Origin of the sequence: Paraburkholderia sp. GAS33 (genome assembly GCF_050436645.1) — a bacterium.
Taxonomy (GTDB): Bacteria; Pseudomonadota; Gammaproteobacteria; order Burkholderiales; family Burkholderiaceae; genus Paraburkholderia; species Paraburkholderia phenazinium_B.
Genome location: NZ_JBNDMP010000003.1, coordinates 342,209 through 361,305, shown reverse-complemented (window position 1 = coordinate 361,305; position 19,097 = coordinate 342,209). Strand labels below are relative to the sequence as shown.

The 19,097-nt window shown below is 61.4% G+C and carries 21 protein-coding genes; 9 read left to right on the top strand and 12 right to left on the bottom strand.

Going from position 1 to position 19,097, the window contains the following annotated elements:
• Window position 1 precedes the first annotated feature (1 nt).
• The 6 genes from P3T24_RS11850 to P3T24_RS11825 form a co-directional block, all read right to left on the bottom strand.
• The gene (locus P3T24_RS11850; RefSeq protein WP_429434716.1) at window positions 2-901 is read right to left on the bottom strand and encodes an alpha/beta fold hydrolase; all 900 of its coding nucleotides are present in this window, start codon (window positions 899-901) and stop codon (window positions 2-4) included.
• Between the two features lie 137 nt (window positions 902-1,038).
• The gene (locus P3T24_RS11845) at window positions 1,039-1,566 is read right to left on the bottom strand and encodes a cupin domain-containing protein (RefSeq protein WP_074266954.1); all 528 of its coding nucleotides are present in this window, start codon (window positions 1,564-1,566) and stop codon (window positions 1,039-1,041) included.
• 27 nt (window positions 1,567-1,593) lie between these two features.
• On the bottom strand, window positions 1,594-2,367 hold the full coding sequence (locus tag P3T24_RS11840) for an SDR family oxidoreductase (protein WP_429434714.1): 774 nt from the start codon (window positions 2,365-2,367) through the stop codon (window positions 1,594-1,596).
• Window positions 2,360-3,460, bottom strand: a complete 1,101-nt coding sequence (locus tag P3T24_RS11835) for an aromatic ring-hydroxylating oxygenase subunit alpha (RefSeq protein ID WP_074266952.1) — start codon at window positions 3,458-3,460, stop codon at window positions 2,360-2,362. The genes P3T24_RS11840 and P3T24_RS11835 overlap by 8 nt, the downstream gene beginning before the upstream one ends.
• Before the next feature lie 59 nt (window positions 3,461-3,519).
• A complete protein-coding gene (locus P3T24_RS11830; protein WP_074266951.1) occupies window positions 3,520-3,831 on the bottom strand; it encodes a recombinase-like helix-turn-helix domain-containing protein in 312 nt (103 codons plus the stop codon).
• Window position 3,832: 1 nt separating this feature from the next.
• Entirely contained in the window at window positions 3,833-4,147 is a 315-nt protein-coding gene (locus P3T24_RS11825; protein ID WP_429434712.1) for a non-heme iron oxygenase ferredoxin subunit, read from the bottom strand.
• Window positions 4,148-4,524: 377 nt separating this feature from the next.
• Here P3T24_RS11825 and P3T24_RS11820 point away from each other — a divergent pair, with 377 nt between their 5' ends.
• Window positions 4,525-5,658 (top strand): porin, encoded by a 1,134-nt coding sequence (locus P3T24_RS11820; RefSeq protein WP_429434709.1) that lies wholly within the window; start codon window positions 4,525-4,527, stop codon window positions 5,656-5,658.
• A 158-nt stretch (window positions 5,659-5,816) separates the two neighbouring features.
• Here P3T24_RS11820 and P3T24_RS11815 read toward each other — a convergent pair whose 3' ends face one another.
• Complete coding sequence (locus P3T24_RS11815; RefSeq protein ID WP_074266948.1) at window positions 5,817-6,773, bottom strand: IclR family transcriptional regulator; 957 nt, start codon at window positions 6,771-6,773, stop codon at window positions 5,817-5,819.
• 239 nt (window positions 6,774-7,012) lie between these two features.
• On the opposite strand from P3T24_RS11815, the gene P3T24_RS11810 reads away from it, so the two are divergent.
• Window positions 7,013-8,710 carry an acid phosphatase gene (locus P3T24_RS11810; RefSeq protein WP_429434706.1) on the top strand — a complete coding sequence of 566 codons (1,698 nt, stop codon included), beginning with the start codon at window positions 7,013-7,015 and terminating at the stop codon, window positions 8,708-8,710.
• A gap of 126 nt (window positions 8,711-8,836) precedes the next feature.
• On the opposite strand, the gene P3T24_RS11805 is transcribed toward P3T24_RS11810, so the two are convergent.
• The 4 genes from P3T24_RS11805 to P3T24_RS11790 all read right to left on the bottom strand — a co-directional run bounded on the left by P3T24_RS11805 (window position 8,837) and on the right by P3T24_RS11790 (window position 12,168).
• Complete coding sequence (locus tag P3T24_RS11805; protein WP_429406010.1) at window positions 8,837-9,499, bottom strand: DUF4410 domain-containing protein; 663 nt, start codon at window positions 9,497-9,499, stop codon at window positions 8,837-8,839.
• Between the two features lie 119 nt (window positions 9,500-9,618).
• Window positions 9,619-10,200, bottom strand: a complete 582-nt coding sequence (locus P3T24_RS11800; RefSeq protein WP_074266945.1) for a DUF3501 family protein — start codon at window positions 10,198-10,200, stop codon at window positions 9,619-9,621.
• A gap of 30 nt (window positions 10,201-10,230) precedes the next feature.
• Complete coding sequence (locus P3T24_RS11795) at window positions 10,231-11,568, bottom strand: heterodisulfide reductase-related iron-sulfur binding cluster (protein WP_074266944.1); 1,338 nt, start codon at window positions 11,566-11,568, stop codon at window positions 10,231-10,233.
• 177 nt (window positions 11,569-11,745) lie between these two features.
• On the bottom strand, window positions 11,746-12,168 hold the full coding sequence (locus tag P3T24_RS11790; RefSeq protein ID WP_074266943.1) for a rubrerythrin family protein: 423 nt from the start codon (window positions 12,166-12,168) through the stop codon (window positions 11,746-11,748).
• Between the two features lie 231 nt (window positions 12,169-12,399).
• Here P3T24_RS11790 and P3T24_RS11785 point away from each other — a divergent pair, with 231 nt between their 5' ends.
• The 5 genes from P3T24_RS11785 (at window position 12,400) to P3T24_RS11765 (ending at window position 16,126) form a co-directional block, all read left to right on the top strand.
• A complete protein-coding gene (locus tag P3T24_RS11785) occupies window positions 12,400-12,759 on the top strand; it encodes a DUF3564 domain-containing protein (RefSeq protein WP_074266942.1) in 360 nt (119 codons plus the stop codon).
• A gap of 145 nt (window positions 12,760-12,904) precedes the next feature.
• A complete protein-coding gene (locus tag P3T24_RS11780; RefSeq protein WP_429434703.1) occupies window positions 12,905-13,657 on the top strand; it encodes a DNA/RNA non-specific endonuclease in 753 nt (250 codons plus the stop codon).
• A complete protein-coding gene (locus tag P3T24_RS11775) occupies window positions 13,650-13,910 on the top strand; it encodes a hypothetical protein (RefSeq protein WP_429287400.1) in 261 nt (86 codons plus the stop codon). The genes P3T24_RS11780 and P3T24_RS11775 overlap by 8 nt, the downstream gene beginning before the upstream one ends.
• 369 nt (window positions 13,911-14,279) lie before the next feature.
• The gene (locus P3T24_RS11770) at window positions 14,280-15,449 is read left to right on the top strand and encodes a glycosyltransferase family 4 protein (protein ID WP_074266939.1); all 1,170 of its coding nucleotides are present in this window, start codon (window positions 14,280-14,282) and stop codon (window positions 15,447-15,449) included.
• A 281-nt stretch (window positions 15,450-15,730) separates the two neighbouring features.
• Complete coding sequence (locus tag P3T24_RS11765) at window positions 15,731-16,126, top strand: hypothetical protein (protein ID WP_429434700.1); 396 nt, start codon at window positions 15,731-15,733, stop codon at window positions 16,124-16,126.
• A 127-nt stretch (window positions 16,127-16,253) separates the two neighbouring features.
• Here P3T24_RS11765 and P3T24_RS11760 read toward each other — a convergent pair whose 3' ends face one another.
• Entirely contained in the window at window positions 16,254-16,970 is a 717-nt protein-coding gene (locus tag P3T24_RS11760; RefSeq protein WP_429434698.1) for a Crp/Fnr family transcriptional regulator, read from the bottom strand.
• Between the two features lie 104 nt (window positions 16,971-17,074).
• Here P3T24_RS11760 and P3T24_RS11755 point away from each other — a divergent pair, with 104 nt between their 5' ends.
• Both P3T24_RS11755 and egtD read left to right on the top strand, forming a co-directional pair.
• On the top strand, window positions 17,075-17,614 hold the full coding sequence (locus tag P3T24_RS11755) for a DUF962 domain-containing protein (RefSeq protein ID WP_429434697.1): 540 nt from the start codon (window positions 17,075-17,077) through the stop codon (window positions 17,612-17,614).
• Between the two features lie 501 nt (window positions 17,615-18,115).
• On the top strand, window positions 18,116-19,084 hold the full coding sequence (gene egtD / locus P3T24_RS11750) for an L-histidine N(alpha)-methyltransferase (protein ID WP_074266935.1): 969 nt from the start codon (window positions 18,116-18,118) through the stop codon (window positions 19,082-19,084).
• The last annotated feature ends 13 nt before the right edge of the window (window positions 19,085-19,097 follow it).

The following is a 19,097-nucleotide window of genomic DNA, read 5'->3' as shown; positions in this document are numbered from 1 at the left end:
TTCAGTGGCTCCGTGGTGCCGCGCTCGCGCGGCAGAACGTGTCGATGATCGCGGTGTACGCGTCAGCGGCTTCGATATAGCCGGCGTGACCGGCGCGCGGCACGATCTGCAAGGACGTACGTGCCGCGAGGGCCAGCCGTTCGCATGCGGACGGCGGCGTGATGGTGTCTTCAGCGCCTACAGCAATGTTGACCAGTCCGTGGAAGCGCGAGAGGTCGGCGGCAAGATCGGCATTGGCGAGCAGATGTGTCGCTTGCGCGTAGCCTTGCGGCACGATGCGCGCCATGTTCCAACGCACCCACGCACGGGCGTTCTCGTCAGCGTGTGCAGACACCATGTTCGCACTGCGCTTTTCGGCAAGACCTGCGGGGCCGAGTTCGGCGAGCATCGCAAGACGCTGGTCGCGCTTTGATTCGCGTACGTCTGTTGTCGCCGCGCCGTAACCGCCAGCAGGCGACAGCAACAAAAGGCCAGCGACGCGCTGCGGATTTGCAGCAGCAAATGCGCCAGCGACAATCGCGCCCAGCGAATGCCCTACCAGCACGCAACGCGCGATGCCGAGCGCGTCGAGCCAGCCGCGCAGGACGTCTGCGTAGTCCGCCGCCTGGGGCGAAGCTGGGACGACCGGCGTCGAAACGCCGTATCCCGGCGCATCCCAGGCAAGCACCTGCCGCGTCGCACCGAGCGCTTCAAACTGCTGTACCCACGACGCTGCTCCCGAGCCAATGCCGTGCAGCAGCACGAGCGGCAACGCCTCGTCGCGCACAGAAGCCAGCTCTTGCGCTTCGCGATAACCCACCGTCTGCGTCGCCGCGGTAACGGCCTGCTGCAGCGGAAAGCGCGCAAGACGCGCTTCCAGCGAGGCGGCGAGATCGGCAGTAACAGACGGGACAGCGGACATGGTTTCTATCTGCAAGTGCAAAGTAAGGTGACGTCAGTGCGGCGACGGTGCGGTGCACAGGGTTGTCGCGTGGGTATGGCTAGTGCAAAGCGTCGAACGGGCAACCACCTTGCGCTGCGCACCCAAGCGCCTATCGCTTATCGCTTCAGCTTGGCAAGCGGCGAATCCGGCGGATACGTCGGCGTGATCGGCTTCGGAGAACCGAGCATCACGCACATCAGCGCATCCTCTTCGCCGATATTCACTTCCGTGCGATACACGCCCGGCGGCACCGAAATCAGATCGCGTTCGCCGAGCACCGATTCCCAGGTCTCGCCGTCGCGTTCGCAGATCACTTTCATCTTGCCGCGCAGCACGAAGAAAATTTCTTCGACGTCCATATGAATATGGCTCGGCCCGATATTGCCGGCCGGGATCACCATGGTCGAGAACGTGAAGCCCCCTGCAGGCACCGTGTTGACATCCTTCGCGACACCCGTGCCGCCCGTGCCGACATAGCGCATTTGCGCCCGGCGATACTTCGGGTCGTAATCGGCCTGAAACTTCAGTGCGTCCCAGTCGTAGCGACGGGTTTCAAGACGTGCAACGCGTGTGTCCATCCATTGCGCAAAACTGGCTTCCGCGGGTTGATCCCACGACTTACGTTCGAAATCGGTGTCCGCCATCTCTTTCTCCTTTCGGTCAAGACAAGATCAATTCATCACAAAGCCGCCGTTCACCGGCAGCAACTGGCCGGTCACGAAGCGTGCGGCATCGGACAACAGGAACAGGACCGGCCCCGTCACATCGTCGGGAACCTGGGCGCGGGTCAGCGCACGGCCTTTCAGGTAATACTCGTGACGTTCGGCCGGCACGTAGGCGGTGGCCTCGACTTCGGTCAGCCCCGGCGCGATCGCGTTGACCGTGATGCCGTCGGCGCCGAATTCACGCGCCAGCGAACGCGTCATCGCGATCACGGCACCTTTGCTGGCGACATAAGCCAGTAGTTTCGGTGCGCCCCACAGCGCCGTATCCGAAGCGATATTGACGATGCTGCCGCGGCACGAGTCGCGCAGATGCGGCAGCGCCGCGGTACTCATTAGCCACGTGCCGCGCACGTTGACGTTCATCACCGCATCCCACGTATCGACCGCCAGTTCGCCGGCCAGCTTGCCGCCGGAGTTGGTGATTGCCGCGTTGTTGATGAGCGCATCGAGGCCTCCGAGCTGCTTCACCGCCTGGACGACGAAGCTCTGGATGTTCGATGGATCGGCGAGGTCCAGTGGCAGGAAGTGCGCCCCGTGACCTTCGCTTTGCAGCGTCTCGGCGAGCGCACGACCTTCGTCGTGCAAAACATCGCCGAACACGATTTGCGCGCCGGCCTGCACCAGCGAGCGCACAAACGCCGCGCCAAGACCGCGCGCGCCGCCCGTGACGATCACGCGTCGGCCGGTGAGTGCCGCGGGCGCAGCGTTGGCGTTATGCATGGCTATGCCCTGCTGCTGTACCCGTCGTGGCAGTGGCCGCTTGCGCACGGTGCGCGGCGAGTGCATCGAAATCCTGCTGCGCGCGCTGCCGCAACATACGACGCACGCGCGTCATGCCGACGTCATGCTGATAAAGGAATTCGTGTTTGCGTGCATCCGGCGCCATGCTTTCGAGGACATAGCGGTCCTGCTCCAGCACGTCCCAATGGAGACCTTCGAGGCGGTTGCGGTACATGAAACGCCATGCGTCGCGCTGCCATCCCGATACCTTGCGCGTGCGCCAGAAGTAAACCTGGCAGTTGCTCTCGTCGACGGGAACGGCGAAGCCGATGATCCCGAAGTTACCGCCCGGGCCAAACTTCTTCCTGTAGGGAATCGCGAGGCGCATCCACAGGCAACCGGTTTCGCCGAGCTCCACCCAGTCGAAATTGACGTCGCGCTGGCCGACCTTTTCGAACATCAAACCGGTATCGGTCTTGCGCACGCGCATGTCGGCCTGCTTGTCGCCTTCGGCCATCGAGTGCGAGGTCGCGTGCAGATAGGCGCCGTGCATCGGATCCATCACGTTGTCAATCGCGTACTGGTAATTGCACTTCCAGTTCGACATGCACAGAAAGCTCGCGTACTCCTCGTTCACCAGTTCTTCCGGCAAAACGAGTGGCGCGGGTTCCTTGTGAGCGTCGTCGCCAAACCACAGGAAGATAGCCCCCGCATGTTCTTGCACGGGATACGACTTCACGCACTTCTGGCCTTCGAGCGGGCAGTTCGACACGGCCGGGACTTTGGTAACCGTGCCGCCGCCGTCGATTTCAATGCCGTGGTACCAGCACGCGACGCTGCCACCAAGATTCCAGCCCAACGACAGACGCGCACCGCGATGCGGGCAGCGGTCTTCGAGTGCATGGACACGGCCTTCCTGATCGCGCCACAGGACGATCTGATCGCCGAGGCGCGTCAGGCCGATGGGCGCATTGCCGACTTGCCAGCTCGGGGCGACCGGATACCAGTAATTGCGCAGACCGAGGTCGAGGTAAGCCTGAAGCGGATCGGCCGTGCCGTGGTCCGTGGTGGGATGGGGTGTGGGGGACGTCATAAAAGACTCCAGATGCGTAGGCGGTGCGACGGTTTCGCAAGGTTGTCTGGGTAGCGCGCCTATTCGGCGAGCAGGCGGAATTCGGCGGTCAGGCGTTCGGCGGTCCACGCCGCGCCTTCCGGGGTCCGGAAGCCGATGCGGTTCAAGCCGTCGACAACGTCCTGCAACTCCACCGCACCCGCATCGAACACCTTCTCGAGCGCATCGCCGAAGTCGTTCTCGTATTGCGTCGGTTCGGCCTTGCGGGTTTGCCACACGAGGTTTTGCGCCTCGCCCGGCTTTTCGATGACGCCTTTGCCGGCGACGTTGTTCGGCTGCGGCGCGAGCCACGGCTTCAGGGAGGGATTGAATTTCACGGCTTGCTCTCGCATGTCATTCCACCTTGATCTGGATTTCTTCACCGGCGAGACGAACCGCATACATCTTCAGGTCGCGGCCGCCCGGCTCTTTCAAGCACTTGCCAGTCGGGATATGGAACACGGCTTCGTGCAACGGGCATTCGACGGTATCGCCGTCGACAAATCCCTGCGTCAGCAACGCGTACGCGTGGGGACAGACGTTTTCCAGCGCGTACAGCGCATCGCCCACCTTGTAGATGCCGATCTCCGTGCCTTCGAGCTTGTACTCGAGCGGCGCGTCTTCGGACAGGTCGCCGGCATGTCCGGCGCAACGCCATTCTTCAGTCATGTGCTACCTTCTCCTGAATCCCGCATGTTCCATACAAGGAACATCAGTTCGTGTATGGACAATTATAGGAGCCGTCTGAGCGAGAAAAAATAAAAATCTGCGGCGTTAGGGGAAAACACTGATGTGGCGGAGGAAGGACACCGTTCCCTTCCTCCGCTGACCACGAACGTCAGCCTACGTGCCTATTCCGTAAGGCTTTTTTGTCCACGACCGAAACCGTCCCTCCCGCGGCATTCGGGTTTCCTCGGGGCTCGAAAATTTATTTTGACCACTTCTGGAGACCCTATACTTTCCATAGGCGATACATATGCCCATAGGTGGAACAAATAAGAAGCAAAGTTTTGGCGCATAAACCAGGACCAACGCTCCCTCACTCAATGCACTACGGACGGCGGAATGGGATCCAGCCATTCGTCACACGATTAGGAGAACCAACGGTGAAAAGAATCATTGCAGTCGCACTTACAGCGATGTGCGCCACGACAGGGGCGTGGGCACAAAGCAGTGTCACGCTTTACGGTAGTCTCGATGCCGGAGTCGCGTACATCAGCAATGCCGGCGGAAGTTCGAAATGGATCGCAGAGCAGGGCAACATGCAGCCTGACCGTTGGGGTCTGAGGGGAGTAGAGGATCTGGGTGGCGGTCTGCACGCCATCTTCCAGTTGGAAAACGGCTTCTATACGACGACTGGCGCAATGGCTTCGCCCGGAACGTTGTGGAATCGCCAGGCGTATGTCGGTTTGAGTTCCGATCAGATCGGAACGCTGACGCTCGGTCACCAAACGCCGTTTAACTTCGATGTGCTGGGTCCGTTGAGCACGGGTTATCTCGCCGCGAGCTGGTATGCGTTCCACCCGGGCAATATCGATGAGCTGGCAGATACGAGTGTCGTGCCGTTCAACAACTCGGTGAAGTTCCGCTCAACCAGCTTTGCCGGCTTCACGGTCGGCGCGATGATGGGGCTGGGCAATACGACGAACTTCGCGACCGGTCGCACCTTGAGCTTCGAGGCCAGCTACAAAAACGGGCCGTTCAATGCTGGCGCGGTCTACTCGAATGAACATGACCGCACGCCGTCGATCGTCACGACCGGCATCACGCACTTCCAGGGTGTCGCGGCCACGGCATACACGGCCGACAATGTCGAGAACATGGGTGCAGGTGCGTCCTACCAGTTCGGCAACCTGCTGGTGCATGGTCTGTACACGCGTGTGAAGCTGGAATCGCCCGGCTACTCGAGCACGTATCAGAGCTACGATGCGGGCGCGAACTATCAGTTCACGCCGTTTAACAGCGTAGCGGGTGGCGCGGCGACGACGAGCTTCGATGGTCATCGCTGGACGCAGTTTGAGATCGGCGATATCTATGCGCTGTCGAAGTCGACGCAGATTTATGTGAACGCGCTGTATGAGCGTGCGGGATCGAATACGGACGCGGCGTTCTTCACGGCAGGCGTCTCGGATAGCCGTAATCAGACGGTGTTTCTGACGGGTATTCACCACTCGTTCTGAGTGCTACCGGATTTGTCACTACGTGGCAGGTCCGCCGATGTGCTCGAGAAAATCTGGGGCGGCCGGGCGTTTTCTTTAGAGAGTTGAGTAAGCGGCCGGTTGCCCTGCAGCCGGCCACATCGCTTTGCGGCGTCGCTTGCCCGGTTCGCCCGGTTGGCCTAGCTAGCCGCGATAGTCCTGCGGCGTGCCTCGACCGCGGTCGGATCGTCTGCGGGCGGACGGTAATTGAGGCGTGTCGACAACTCAACAGCCGCGTTGCACACCGCTGCGATCAACGGTTCGCGTTCGCTGGCGTCACCAATATCCGAGCGCGGCACCGTCACCGTCAAGGCCGCCACGATGCGGCCAGTCTGGTCGCGCACCGGCGCCGTCACCACCGAAATGCCTCGCTCGAACGAAGCTTCGCTCACCGCATAGCCCTGCGCCGCGCTTTCGCGCACCCGCTCGTTGAGTTCTTCCACAGTGGCCGGCGTGCGATCGGTAAAACGCTCAAGTTGCGGCTCCGGATAAAGCTGGCGCAGTTCGTCGTAACTAAGATCGCCCATCAACACCTGGCCATGCACAGTCGCATGCGCCGGCAGACGCGTGCCGACATGCACCTTGACCGAGCTGAACATCGGATCGTGCGCCTGGGCTTTCGCAACGAACACCACGTCGCGCTGATCGCGGATCAGAAGATGCGCGCTGAGTCCCGTCGCGTCACGCAAGCGCTCGAGCAGCGGCGTGCCCACGTCCGTCAGTTCGAGCGAACTCAGATATTCGAAGCCCAGCCGCAGTACCGCCACGCTCAGCCGGAAATGGCGGTCGCCGTTCACGCGCTCGAGAAACCCGAGCGCTTCCAGCGTCTGCAGCAAGCGGAAGGTGGTGGTACGCGGAATGCCGATGCGCTTCGATAACTCCGGCGCACCCAGCACCGGTTCACGCGCGCTGAACTCCGCAAGAATGCGCAGCCCGCGCTCCAGACCCGGGACGAGGTAGGTCGAGCCGCCGGCGCTCTCGTCATCGGCAGTGTCGGTCAGGTCGACGGGTGCTGCGGCCTCTTCGTGCGGGGCTGGCGCATCGCTGCGCGGCCTGGCCTGTTTGCGTCCCGCTCCTGTCATGTTTTCTTTTGCCATGTCCGGCTGTGGTTCGTGCTGATCGTCTATAGGACAGCATGATAGCGCGAAGCGTCACGGGCGAATTTGGCCGGATGAAGCGAATTCTGGCATCGTACGATGTCGCCGAAGTCGAACCGCTATCTGTAGCCGTGTCTTTCGTTTGACACACAAAATGACGACGTCGCGAGCGATCATTGCGGATCGTCGACGTGTGCGAACGGCACGCGGGAGCGAACCAGACCTGAGGAGCCATACCAATGAACGAAAAAGACGATTTGCCCCTGCCGCATGCGAACGCGGAGTTTGCCGGCGACGACAGCCCTGACAACCCCGAGCGGCGCCGGGTCCTCACCGGCATCGCGGCGGTAGGGCTGGGACTTGCCCTCGCCGGCTGCACCACGGAAGAGCATGCAGCCGCTACCCCGCGCAGTGCCGCCGACCTGCGGCTCGACGCCGCGTTGCACGATCAGGTGAAGCAGATCGTGGTGATTTACGCCGAGAACCGCAGCTTCGCCAATCTGTATGGCAATTTCCCGGGCGTGCAGCATCCGCTCGATGCCGTACCGGCCGAGCGCTACGTGCAACTCGATCGCGACGGCAAGACGCCGTTGCCGCAACTGCCGAAAATCTGGGGCGGCCTCGTGCCGCAAGCGCAGGAGGTGGACGGCAAGCGCTACATGATTGGCGAGCATGACATCGCCGGTCTGAACAACAAGCCATTCCGCATCACCGATGCACAGGGCGCGCCTTTGCCAAACGGCGTGATCACGCGCGACCTGTGGCACCGCTTTTATCAGAACCAGATGCAGATCAACGCCGGGCGCAACAACCAGTTCGTCGCCTGGGCTGACTCGGGCGGTCTGGTGATGGGGCATTACCGCAGTTCCGCCGAAACGTTGCGGATCTGGAATCTCGCGCAGCAGTACACGCTGTGCGACAACTTCTTTATGGCGGCCTTCGGCGGCTCGTGGCTGAACCACATCTTCCTGATTTCCGCCCAGGCGCCGCTCGTGCCGGATGTGCATAACAGCGCGGCGAAGCAGTTTGTCTCGGTGGTCGAAGGCGATGATCCGGCCGGCACAGCGCTCAAGGTGGCGGCGCACTCGCCTGCTTCCGCACTCGATGGGCCGCCGAAGTTCGTCAACGACGGCCTGTTCACGCCCGATGGTTACGCTGTCAACACGATGGCGCCGCCGTATCAGCCGAGCTTCGTGCCGCCCGCGCCGGGCGGCGACAAATCGATGGCCGATCTGTCCAATCCGCGCGTGCTGCCGCCGCAGAACTACGCAACCATTGGCGATCGTCTGTCGGATAAGGGCGTCGACTGGGCGTGGTACGCGGGTGCGTGGCAGTACGCGATGGATCATCACGATACCGGCGATGTGCCCGACTTTCAGTATCACCATCAACCGTTCAACTACTTCGTCAGCTATGCGCCGGGAACCGAGGCGCGCCGCCAGCATCTGCGCGACGCGGGCGTGGGCGACGACGCGTCGACCAATCGCCTGCTCGCCGATATCGACGCGGGGCGTTTGCCGGCCGTCACGTTCTATAAGCCGCAAGGCAATCTGAACATGCACGCGGGCTATGCGGACGTCGAATCGGGCGACCGCCATATCGCCACGGTGATCGACCATCTGCAGCGCAGCCCACAGTGGAACAACATGGTGGTGATCGTCACCGTCGACGAAAACGGCGGCTGGTGGGATCCGGTGTCGCCGCCGAAGGGCGACCGCTGGGGTCCGGGCTCACGGATTCCGGCGCTGGTCGTCTCGCCGCTGGCAAAGAAGGGCTATGTGGATCACACCGTCTACGACACCAATTCGATCCTGCGCTTCATCACGCGGGTGCACGGACTGAGGCCGCTCGAAGGGGTGGTGGCGCGCGATCGTGCGTTCGCGCAAAACGGCTTGGCGCCGCTGGGCGATATGACGGGAACGCTGAATCTAGCCTGATTGGCAAAGGCGTGCGGCGGTCCTGCCAGTGCTGGTGGCGGGACCGTCGGGCGGCCCGTCTGACGTAAGTAGGCACTCACCTCGGAGGCTGCAGCCGCGTGCCTTCACGACATCCCCGTTCCGCCCTTACTGCGCTTTGGCCTTCAACTTCTCCACCACCGAGTCCGAAATCTGCTGTGCGGTATTTTTGATCGTGGATTTCTCGTCCTGACCGGCCATCACGAACTTCGCGGCAATCACGTACGGATTGAGCTTGATGACGGCGCCGGGTTTATCTTTGCTCGAGCCTTGTTCGGTGCTCTCGTAGAGCGGTGGGAGAGTGGGCGTCGACAGATCGTCGAGCGAAACGGCCACCTGAAAGTCAGTCTGGCCCGCACCGAAACCTACCATCGCGCGACGCAGGCGGTTACCGTCGTCGACGCTCAGAAACACGCCGCGCACCTGCCAGCCCGTAGCCGGCAACGCCGCGCCGGGTGGCATCCGGCGCGCGTCGATCCCGGCTTTGCTCAGATCATCCGTGAGGTTCTCCGCCATTTCGGCGACGATCTCTTTGGCATGGGTTTGCGGATCTTTCGACGAGCGTAGGGGACCGCTCGGCAACGCACTGCCAAAGCGCCGCAGTCGGCTGCCAGGGCCGCTGTCCGGCTTGACGTTGGCGACGTCGAGATCGAAGTCAGCCACATAGACGATCGGGGGCGGAAGCGGCGCGCTGTCAGCGGCGCAACTGGCAATGGCAAGCGTACCGAGCGACGCCGCCACGACGGCGGGTTGCATCCATCGACGTAGCATGACGCGCCTCCGCGATCGTCGTATTGACGCCGCTATCCTACATGGCCGAGCTTGCCCAGTAAGGTTGGCACGCACTTATTTGCGCAAGGGATAAACCCCTAGGGTCTGCGTCGGGCACCTCACGCAAGATCCTTCATCAACGCCGCTCGCACCTTCGGCTCGATAGCCTCGGTCGGCACCGGATAATTCGGATGATCGCAGCCGATCTGCAGCGCTGCGCCGTCGCGTAGCTTCGCTTTCATCGCGGGCGTCAGCTCGAAGCGGACGAAATGCACGGCCGAGGTCTTCTGCTCGTTTTCGCGCTCCAGGTCCTCGTCGGCGATCGCATAGACCGGCGGCTCGCCCTCCACCTGCAGGAACACGCGGTCCTCAATCCCAATCAGCCGCGCCAGCGCCGCCTGCCGCTCGATCTCGTTCTCGTATTCGATCTGCATTGTCGCCTTCAGATTGCTGCCGTCCGGCACCAGCGGCAAATAGGCGTTCAGTTCGCCCTGAATGCCGTCCTCGTCGAAAATTTTCTCGATATGGAGCATCTCCTGAATCTGATAACGGATCGTGGTTTCGTCTTCGAACAGGAACGTGACGTGGTTGCCGAGCGCGACCGTACGGTCTTTCTTGTGCTCGATCACCTTGGCGCGCATCGCGATACGCGACTTCGAATAGTTTTCGAGCGACAGCAGCGAGTTACGGGCGATGCTCATCTCGGTGTCCTTCCAGTCAGTGAGGGGGTATCAGAGGCCATACGCCTTGCGCAGCAACGTCAGCGGATGCGCAAGCTGTCCTTTCGACAAGCCGCTTTCGTCGAGCCCTTGTTCGATATGATGGCCGGCCAGCTGGCAATCCGATGAAATGTAATCGGGGTGCGGCTGCGCCATCGCCTTGAAAACCGGCGTGCCGATCTGCATCGCCGTGCGGTGGAACTCCTTCTTCACGCCGAATGTGCCGGCATGTCCGGAACAGCGCTCGACCACGGTGACCTGCGTATCGGGGACCAGCGCCAGCGTCTCGGACGTTTTGCGGCCGATGTTCTGCACCCGCGCATGACACGGCACGTGATACGCCACTTTTCCGAGCGGGTTCTTGAAGTCGGTCTTCAGGAGTCCATCGCGATGACGCGACACGAAATATTCGAACGGATCCCAGAAGGCCTCGCTGACGGCTCGGACATCGGCGTCGTCGGGGAACATCAAGGGCAGTTCGTGCTTGTACATCAGCACGCAGCTCGGAATCGCGCCGATGATCGCGTAGCCCTCGCGAGCGTATTTCGCGAGCACAGGGATGTTCTTGGCCTTTTTATCGGCGACGCCCTGCAGATTGCCCTGTTCGAGCAACGGCATGCCGCAGCACGCTTCGCTCTTCACCAGTTCGTAAGGAATTTCATTGTGCGCGAGCACGGCGAGCAGATCGTGACCGATGCCCGGTTCGTTGAAATTCACGTAACAGGTCGCGTAAATCGCCACTTTGCCGGGCGTGCGCTCGCCATCGCGCACGGCAGCGGTGCGAGACTTCTTTGCGGCACTGCGGAATTTGCGTGGAGCGAAATTCGGTAACCAGGCGTTCTTGTCCACACCAAGCGCGCTCTCCATCATCCCGCGCGCCGCAGCGGTGTGATTGACTGCGTTGATCGTTTGGGTCACCACCGGAATGCCTGCGAGGTGGCCGAGCGCGTCGGTATTCGAGAGAAACTTGTCGCGCAGCTTGACGTCGCCGCTTTTGTAGTCGATCGCCTTGGCGCGCAGCATCAGGTGCGGAAAATCGACGTTCCACGGATGCGGCGGCACGTACGGACACTTCGTCATGTAGCACAGGTCGCACAGATAGCACTGATCGACCACTTTGCCGAACTCGGCTTTATCGACCTCGTGTATTTCTCCGGTGTCGGTGGCGTCGACCAGATCGAACAGCGCTGGAAACGCACCGCACAACGAGACGCAGCGGCGGCACCCCGCGCAGATATCGAAGACGCGCGCCAGTTCCTGGTCAAGCGCGTCCTGATCGTAGAACGCCTCCGAAAGCCAGTCGAGCGGATGCCGGGTGGGCGCCTCGAGGCTGCCTTCTTTGTGGGGCATGGAGTCGAACTCCTTGAATGCGGGTTTGCTTTTATGTTTGGTAGCCGACGGTGCACCGCACCATGCGGCGCGCCCACAAGAACGAAAGCCTGCGGACCGTGCCGCAGGCTTTCGTTGCCTGTCTAACCAGGGTCGGCGCTCGCGCCGATGCGTGCCGGGCTGTCGTAGCGCGCCGTATCAGTCAACCAGTGCTTCGAGCGCTTTCGAATAACGGTTCGCGTGACTACGCTCGGCCTTTGCGAGCGTCTCGAACCAGTTGGCGATTTCGTCGAAGCCTTCTTCGCGTGCCGACTTCGCCATGCCCGGATACATGTCGGTATATTCGTGCGTTTCACCGGCAATGGCCGCTTGCAAATTTTGCCGCGACGAGCCGAACGGCAGTCCCGTGGCTGGGTCGCCTACCGCTTCGAGATATTCGAGGTGTCCGTGCGCATGACCCGTCTCGCCTTCGGCGGTGGAGCGAAATAGCGCCGCGACATCATTCTGGCCTTCGACGTCGGCCTTTGCTGCGAAATACAGATAACGACGGTTCGCCTGCGATTCGCCGGCGAATGCTGCCTTCAAGTTCTCCTCGGTCTTCGAACCCTTGAGTTGCGACATCTGAGCCTCCATACAAACCTGTAATGTGGGGTGCGCGACGGTGGACGAGCGATCGTCCGGTCACCTCCCGGGCAGACGCGCATGACTGCACGGTGTCTTTAAATCTAGAAGCTGGACAAGACGTTCCCCAATTGTGTTTTTCAATGCCGCCGATAGCCGTTTGCCTTGCATAACGCGAAGTCCGGTCTAGACTGTTAAGGCGATACTTCGCACTCTGTAAACGGAACTGCCATGCGCCTGACCATTCTCATCAACGGTTCCGATCCCACCGTCAGTCACGATTACGCTGTGCTATGGCTCGACACCGATGAGCGCCGGTGGTCGAGAGAAGCGCATCAAGGGATCGATCTGCCCCCTTGGGGCGAACTGCGCGACGCCGACGGCGTCACGACACTCTGCGCGCCCAGCACCGACGCACCGCTTTGCACGCTGCGCGGACTGCACGTGGACCGCAAGCAACGCGTCAGCTCGGCGCAGGGGTCGGCCGCGTGGACGTGTGTGCCGGCGCGTGCGCCCACTAATGGATACTGGCGTCTGCAAGCTGTCGATCGTCAGCCCACGCGCGCGGAACATCGGGTGTTCGATAGCTAGGGCTGAGTTTGGGTTGAGCGGCCGGGTTGTTGTTTCTGTTGCTTCGCGTCACTTCTGATCCCACGCGTCGATGCGTCGGTTTGCTCGCGCGAACCTCACGCACGACGCTATACTTTTGCCCCCTCGTTCGTCCTATACCTCACCCATGAAGAAGTGGTTTGCCTCTCTGTTGTTCGCCGTCGCGGCTCACGCGATTGCTGCACCCTCCTCCTGCACCGACTTCACGCCCAACGCGCAATGGCCCGTACTGGCCAATGCGCGGATGGCGCCGAAGACGCGCATGCTCTGTTACTCCGACTTCGCGGTCTTGCATTCGGGCATCACGCATGGACCGCTTTGGTCTGCAGAACATCTGACCCGTGCGCATATGGATGCCGCGCAGGACATGGTGCGCACCAACAAGTTTTTTGCGGACGCACGTCTGCCGGATGGTGAGGGCGCGACCCTCGACGATTACAAGCGCAGTGGCTATGACCGTGGTCATATGAGTCCCGCCGGGAACCGTTGGAATCCGCAGGCAATGGCACAGTCGTTTACGTTGGCGAATGTCGTACCGCAGAATCGCGAGAACAATCAGCGTTTGTGGGCGCGCATCGAAACCTCGGTACGCGGGATCGCCTTCCGCTACGACGACACCTATGTCGTGACCGGCCCGATGTTCAATGGCCAGCAATTGCAAACCATCGGACCCACGAGAGTCTTCGTGCCGACGCAGTTGTTCAAGGTCGTGTATGTGCCGTCGAGGCAGATGGCATTCGCGGTGGTGGTCGACAACATCTCGACGAATCGCTACGACATCAAAACCGTGCACGAACTCGAAACGATGAGCGGGATCCGCTTTCCGGGCATTCCCGAGTCACTGAAGGATCAACGGCCAGGAGGACTCAAAGGTGTTTAACGCATTCGCGAACGACAACGACGTACTCAACATTGAGGGCGACGCGCTGACCGTCAGCAACGGTACGACGCGTGTCACGCTGAGCGGCACGCTCGAGTTGACCAAAGACCAACGCGGTCTGCAGGCTGCGCTTGCCTTGAAGCAGGCGCTGGATCGGGTTGTCGAAACATTGCAGGCCCAAGCTCATTTACCTGAGCAGATCAAGGACGAACCGGACGCAAAACCCGCCGTCACCGACAATCCATTCAATTGACGGATTTCTGGCGAAACCGGCCATGTCAGGCCAAAAGCGCCGACAAGACGATCGACATCGTAACAATTTGTAAAAACCTTAGCCTCCTGCCAGGCGTTGGGTGCGCTAGCACACAGAAATACGCGATTTGCAGACGTACCGTGCACGCACAAAGACTTAGCGCTGCCTGAACCGGGCGCGCCGCACCAAACAAGCCGCAGGGGCAGTCATGAATTGGAAAGATCCGCAGTTCCTCGTGGACGTCGGGCAGGTAGGCAATCGGGGTAGCCGGAAATGCGGCACCGGTGTCCGTTCGTTCCAGAAGCGTACGTGTCTCGTACCGGAAAACATTTGCGCTGCAGTCGCGCAATCGTTAGCGCGAGCGCCATCATGAGCGAACCGATTGATTCCTTGCAGATTGGCATGCACCGCCCGTCGGCCAGGGCCGATGGTCTCGACCGGATGCTCCAGACCCTGGCCGCGGCACTGCCCAGTCATGGCGTCAACGTACACGATCCGAGCGCTGAATCGCCGGTGCTCCCACCGCTGCCCGTTTCAACCGCGCCATCGAACGCCATCGTGCAGACCTTCGCGAACGCGCAGGCGAGCCTCGCCAAACTTTTACGCCGCGCCCCTCCTAAAGGCGCGCTTGAACCGGTGCGTCAACCCGACGTGGTTGCGTTGCACTTTGCGTCACAGGCTGCGCCGACCCTGGGCAAATTCGGCAAGATACCGCGTGTCGTGCATTTTCACGGCTCCTGGGTCGACGAACACAGGACCGAACGCGGGGCCGCCTTGTTAGGGCCGATACGCTACGGCCTCGAGCGCATGGTGTACGGCGGCGCTACTCGCCATATCGTGCTGTCGCAGGAGTCCAGTGACGTCCTGCACAGGCGCTACCAGGTGCCGGAAGAAGCGATTAGCGTGGTGCCAGGATGCGTCGACACCTCGCGCTTTGCGTTACGTTTCACCAAAAGGCAGGCGCGTAAGCGCCTCGGTCTGCCGAACGACCGGCCGATTCTGCTTTGCGCACGGCCGTTGGTCCCGGGCATCGGCCTCGACGAGCTGGTCGACGCGATCTTTATCGTCAAGAGGAGCGTGCCCGAGGTACTTCTGGTGATGGCTGGCATGGGTCCCGAGCAAAACCGGCTTTACGGGCGCATCATCGCGCGCGGTCTTGAGGAACATGTTCGGCTCGCCGGCTTCGTATCGGATGACGTCTTGCCCGAGTATTACCGCGCGGCAGACCTCACGGTTGTGCCGACCGTCAACATGAGAGACTGCGGGCTGACGGCCATTGAATCGCTGGCGACTGGCACGCCGGTTCTGGTGACCTCCGAAGGCGGCGCTGCGAACGCCGTGGCGCCACTATCGGACGATCTGGTGGTGCAGTCCGGAGACCACATGGCGCTTGGCGGCGGTATCGCCGATGCGCTACTCGGCGTACGCCTCACCCCAAGTCACGACGCATGCCGCCGCTACGCTCGCAAGCACTTCGACCACTCGGTGATCGCGCCGCAAATCGCGGGAGTCTACCGCGACGCCATAGAGAAGTTCTGAGCAACACGCCGGTACCGATCAGCATATCTAATCAAGTGTTGCCACGCTCCGGCGTCATGTTCACGAGCGTGCTTCACATCGCACGCACACTCGCCTCTCGCATTTCTTAAGGAAAACTTAAATCTTCATATGCGTGAGCTTCGACGCTTACGCATTGTCCGTGAGAAGCGATTGTTTCCGTCGTTACGTTTTGTCACCAGAGCAGCGTCAACTCCTGTGATCCGGCTAGCGTTAAACCGGCAGCGCTGAACCTTTTCAGCCGCGACACACGGAGTTAAACCATGAAGATGATTCTTGCTGCCCTCGCTTCCACCCTGCTCGTTTCGACGGCGTTTGCACAAACCGCTGCACCGGCGATGTCAGGCGATCAACAAACTCAAGCGGCTGGCCAGGCAAATCTCAAAGCTGGCGGCGCGGCGTCTAAGGACGCAGCGAAGACCGACGTCTCGAAGAAGCAAGACAGCGCTTCCACCGAAAAGACCGAAGCAAAGCTTCACGCCAAAAAGACCGCGCCCACTCACACGCAAAAGACCAAGGCGCATCAGGTCAGCAAGAAGAAGCACGCCTCGGTTGCCAATGCCGAAAAAACAAAGGCCGCAGGGGATAGCAGCAAGGAGGCCAGCACTGCGCCGGTGAAGGCAGACGGCGCAAAGACCGACGCTACCAAAACCAACTAGGGTGATCGGTCGCCGACATAATCCGGCCGCCGGGGTCTTATAGTCGAAGCCGAATATGCCGTTGGGGAGGCGAGTCTACGGACTCGCCTTTTTTGCTTTTACGTAGGGCGATCGCACATGATTGAATCTACGAACGTTGATTCGCATGAGGATCGGCGAGCGCCGCGAGTATCTTGACGTCGACGATTTCTATTTCAGCATACCGCAGTTGCAGTGCACCCTGTGCTTCGAACTGCTTAAGAATCTGGTTGATGGTTTGGCGGGACAACGCCAGCATCATCGCGAGATCTTCTTGCGGCACCTTCAGCACACGCCGCAAAACACCCGGTTCGCCGTAGCCACCCGCCATCAGCAGCAAGCGACGCGCGATGCGCTGCGCCGCCGGCAACAGCGCCGCCTCTTCAATCGCGTCGAACGCGAGGCGCAGCTTTTGCGTCAACAGCAGACCGAAGCAATGCCAGTACTGCGGCGCACGTTCGAGCAGCCCAGCCAGTTCCGCACGCGGCAAATGAAACAGCACGGACTCGCGCTCGGCGTATGCATCATGCGTGCGTTCGCGGCCGTCGAACAACGCGATCTCGCCAAACCAGTTGACCGGTTCGATCACCGCAAGCAGTGCTTCTTTACCGGCAAAGCTCGCTGCGCTGATACGCATGAGGCCATCCAGCACGCAGTAGAGGCCGTCGTCAGGATCCCTGCGTCTGAAGAGCCGCTCGCCTGTCTGCAGACGCTCAACGCGACCTAGCTGAACCAGTTGTGTGCGCAACGCTTCGGGCGCGGCACGGAACCACGCGCTACGTTCGAGCGTCGCAAGCGGATCATTCAGGGGCGAAGGCGAACTCATAGGCTGGCACCGTGCTGGACTGGAGTGCGGAGATTGTCGGCTACCCGAAGGTTTCAGAACCGCTTGAGCGCGATTATGATGGCTTTGATCCAGGAACGGCACCCATGAGAACGCTGACCCAACAACTGACCCAGTACGCCGCCTACCACCGCGACCGGCGCAACATCGCCACGCATTTCATCGGCATTCCGATGATCGTGCTGGCGCTCGCAGTGTTGTCGAGCCGCCCCGCGTGGGTCTTTGCCGCGCTGCCAGTGCAGCTCTCGCCCGCGTGGGTGATGCTGGTAGGGGGCACGCTCTACTACCTCGTGCTCGATGTGCCGCTGGGCGTGATGATGGCGATCTTCTCGGCACTCTGCCTCATCTGTGGTCAATGGCTCGCCGCGCAATCCACGCTCACCTGGTTGGCCAGCGGTATAGGACTATTCGTCGTCGGCTGGGTGTTTCAGTTCGTCGGTCACATGGCGTATGAGCATCGTAAGCCGGCCTTCGTCGACGATGTCATCGGCCTGCTGATCGGTCCGCTGTTCGTGCTAGCTGAAGCGCTGTTTGAATTCGGCTGGCGTCCTGCGCTACGCGAAGCAATCGAAGCCGAAGTGGGTCCGACGCGCATCAACCCGGACCGCGCCGCCGCGCATCATTGACGCTGACACCTACCCGCGATGCCAGTTTCGTCGCGATGCCAATCTTCCCGGTTCGCCGGCATTCATCGGACGGAATGCCCGGTGGCGTCGTGCGAACTGCGCTGGCACGCACCGCAATTCCGCGCGTCACGCCGATACGCAAGCTTCATTTCAATTTGATGATTCCCCTGCCACGAGCCGGCCTTCTGGACGCCAGACGCGTTGCCAGCAAAACCAGGCGCCTCCGCGCATAATTAGTTCGTGCGCGATGGCCTGCGATGGACTAGAACATAACTTCACGCGTAGGCCGATCCACCATTGCGCCAATGACACGGCGCGCCGCCGCGTAACAGCGTGCAAGCGCGCTTCTTGCTTGATCACCCCGGCCAGCCCGGCTAAATCGCCGTCCATGCGGACCCACGGTCCGCTCCTTCCTGACGCGTGCGACGCCTCCCGTGTCGCGCCCGTGAACACTCTACCCAGACAGATAATCGTCAGAAGAACGTGAAAACTGGAGCAAGCATGACTCAGCCAGCCCTATCGCATGAAGTCTCGCCCGAGTTCGCCAATGAAGTCCGCGCCGGCCTCACACACGCGCCGCAAAAGGAGTTGCCGTCCAAGTACCTGTACGACGAAGTCGGCTCCGCGCTGTTCGAAGTGATCACCGTGCTGCCCGAATATGGCGTGACCCGCGCCGAAGAACGACTACTCGCAAAGCACGCAGCGGAGATCGTCGAGCAGCTTCCGCACGACGTCACCGTTGCCGAACTGGGCAGCGGCAGCGGCCGCAAAACGCGCCGAATTCTGGAAGCGCTGTGTAAAAAGCGCCCCACTTCGTACTTCCCGATTGAAATTTCGCGCGCCGCGTTGCAATTATGTCGGCGCGAACTGGGCGACATCGAACGCATTTCGATCGTCGGTTACGAGCGCGATTATCTGGCGGGCCTCGCAGAAGTGAGCAAGAAGCGCGCTTCGGGCGAACGGCTGCTTGTGCTGTTTCTCGGCAGCACGATCGGCAATTTCAGCCGCCTCGCGGCAACACGCTTCCTGCGTTCGATCCGCAGCATGCTGGCTCCCGGCGACGCGTTGCTGCTCGGCACCGATCTCGAGAAGCCGATCCCCGTGCTGGTCGCGGCCTACGACGATCCGATTGGCGTCACTGCGTCGTTTAACCTGAACCTGCTCGCGCGGATCAACCGCGAACTGGGCGGCGACTTCCCGCTCGATGCGTTCGAGCACGTGGCGCGTTTCAATCCCGACGCGCGCAGCATCGAAATGCATCTGCGCGCACGGCGCGCCGTCACTGCGCATGTGCGGGCCGCGCAACTGACGGTGACGCTGGAAGAAGGCGAGACCATCTGGACCGAAAGCAGCCACAAGTACCGCGCTGAGGAAGTCCACGCGATCGCCGACGATGCCGGTTTCGCGTGCAGTCATCAGTGGGTCGAGCGGGAGTGGGGATTTGCCGAGAGCCTGCTGGTCGCACGGTAAGAGACGGGTGGCC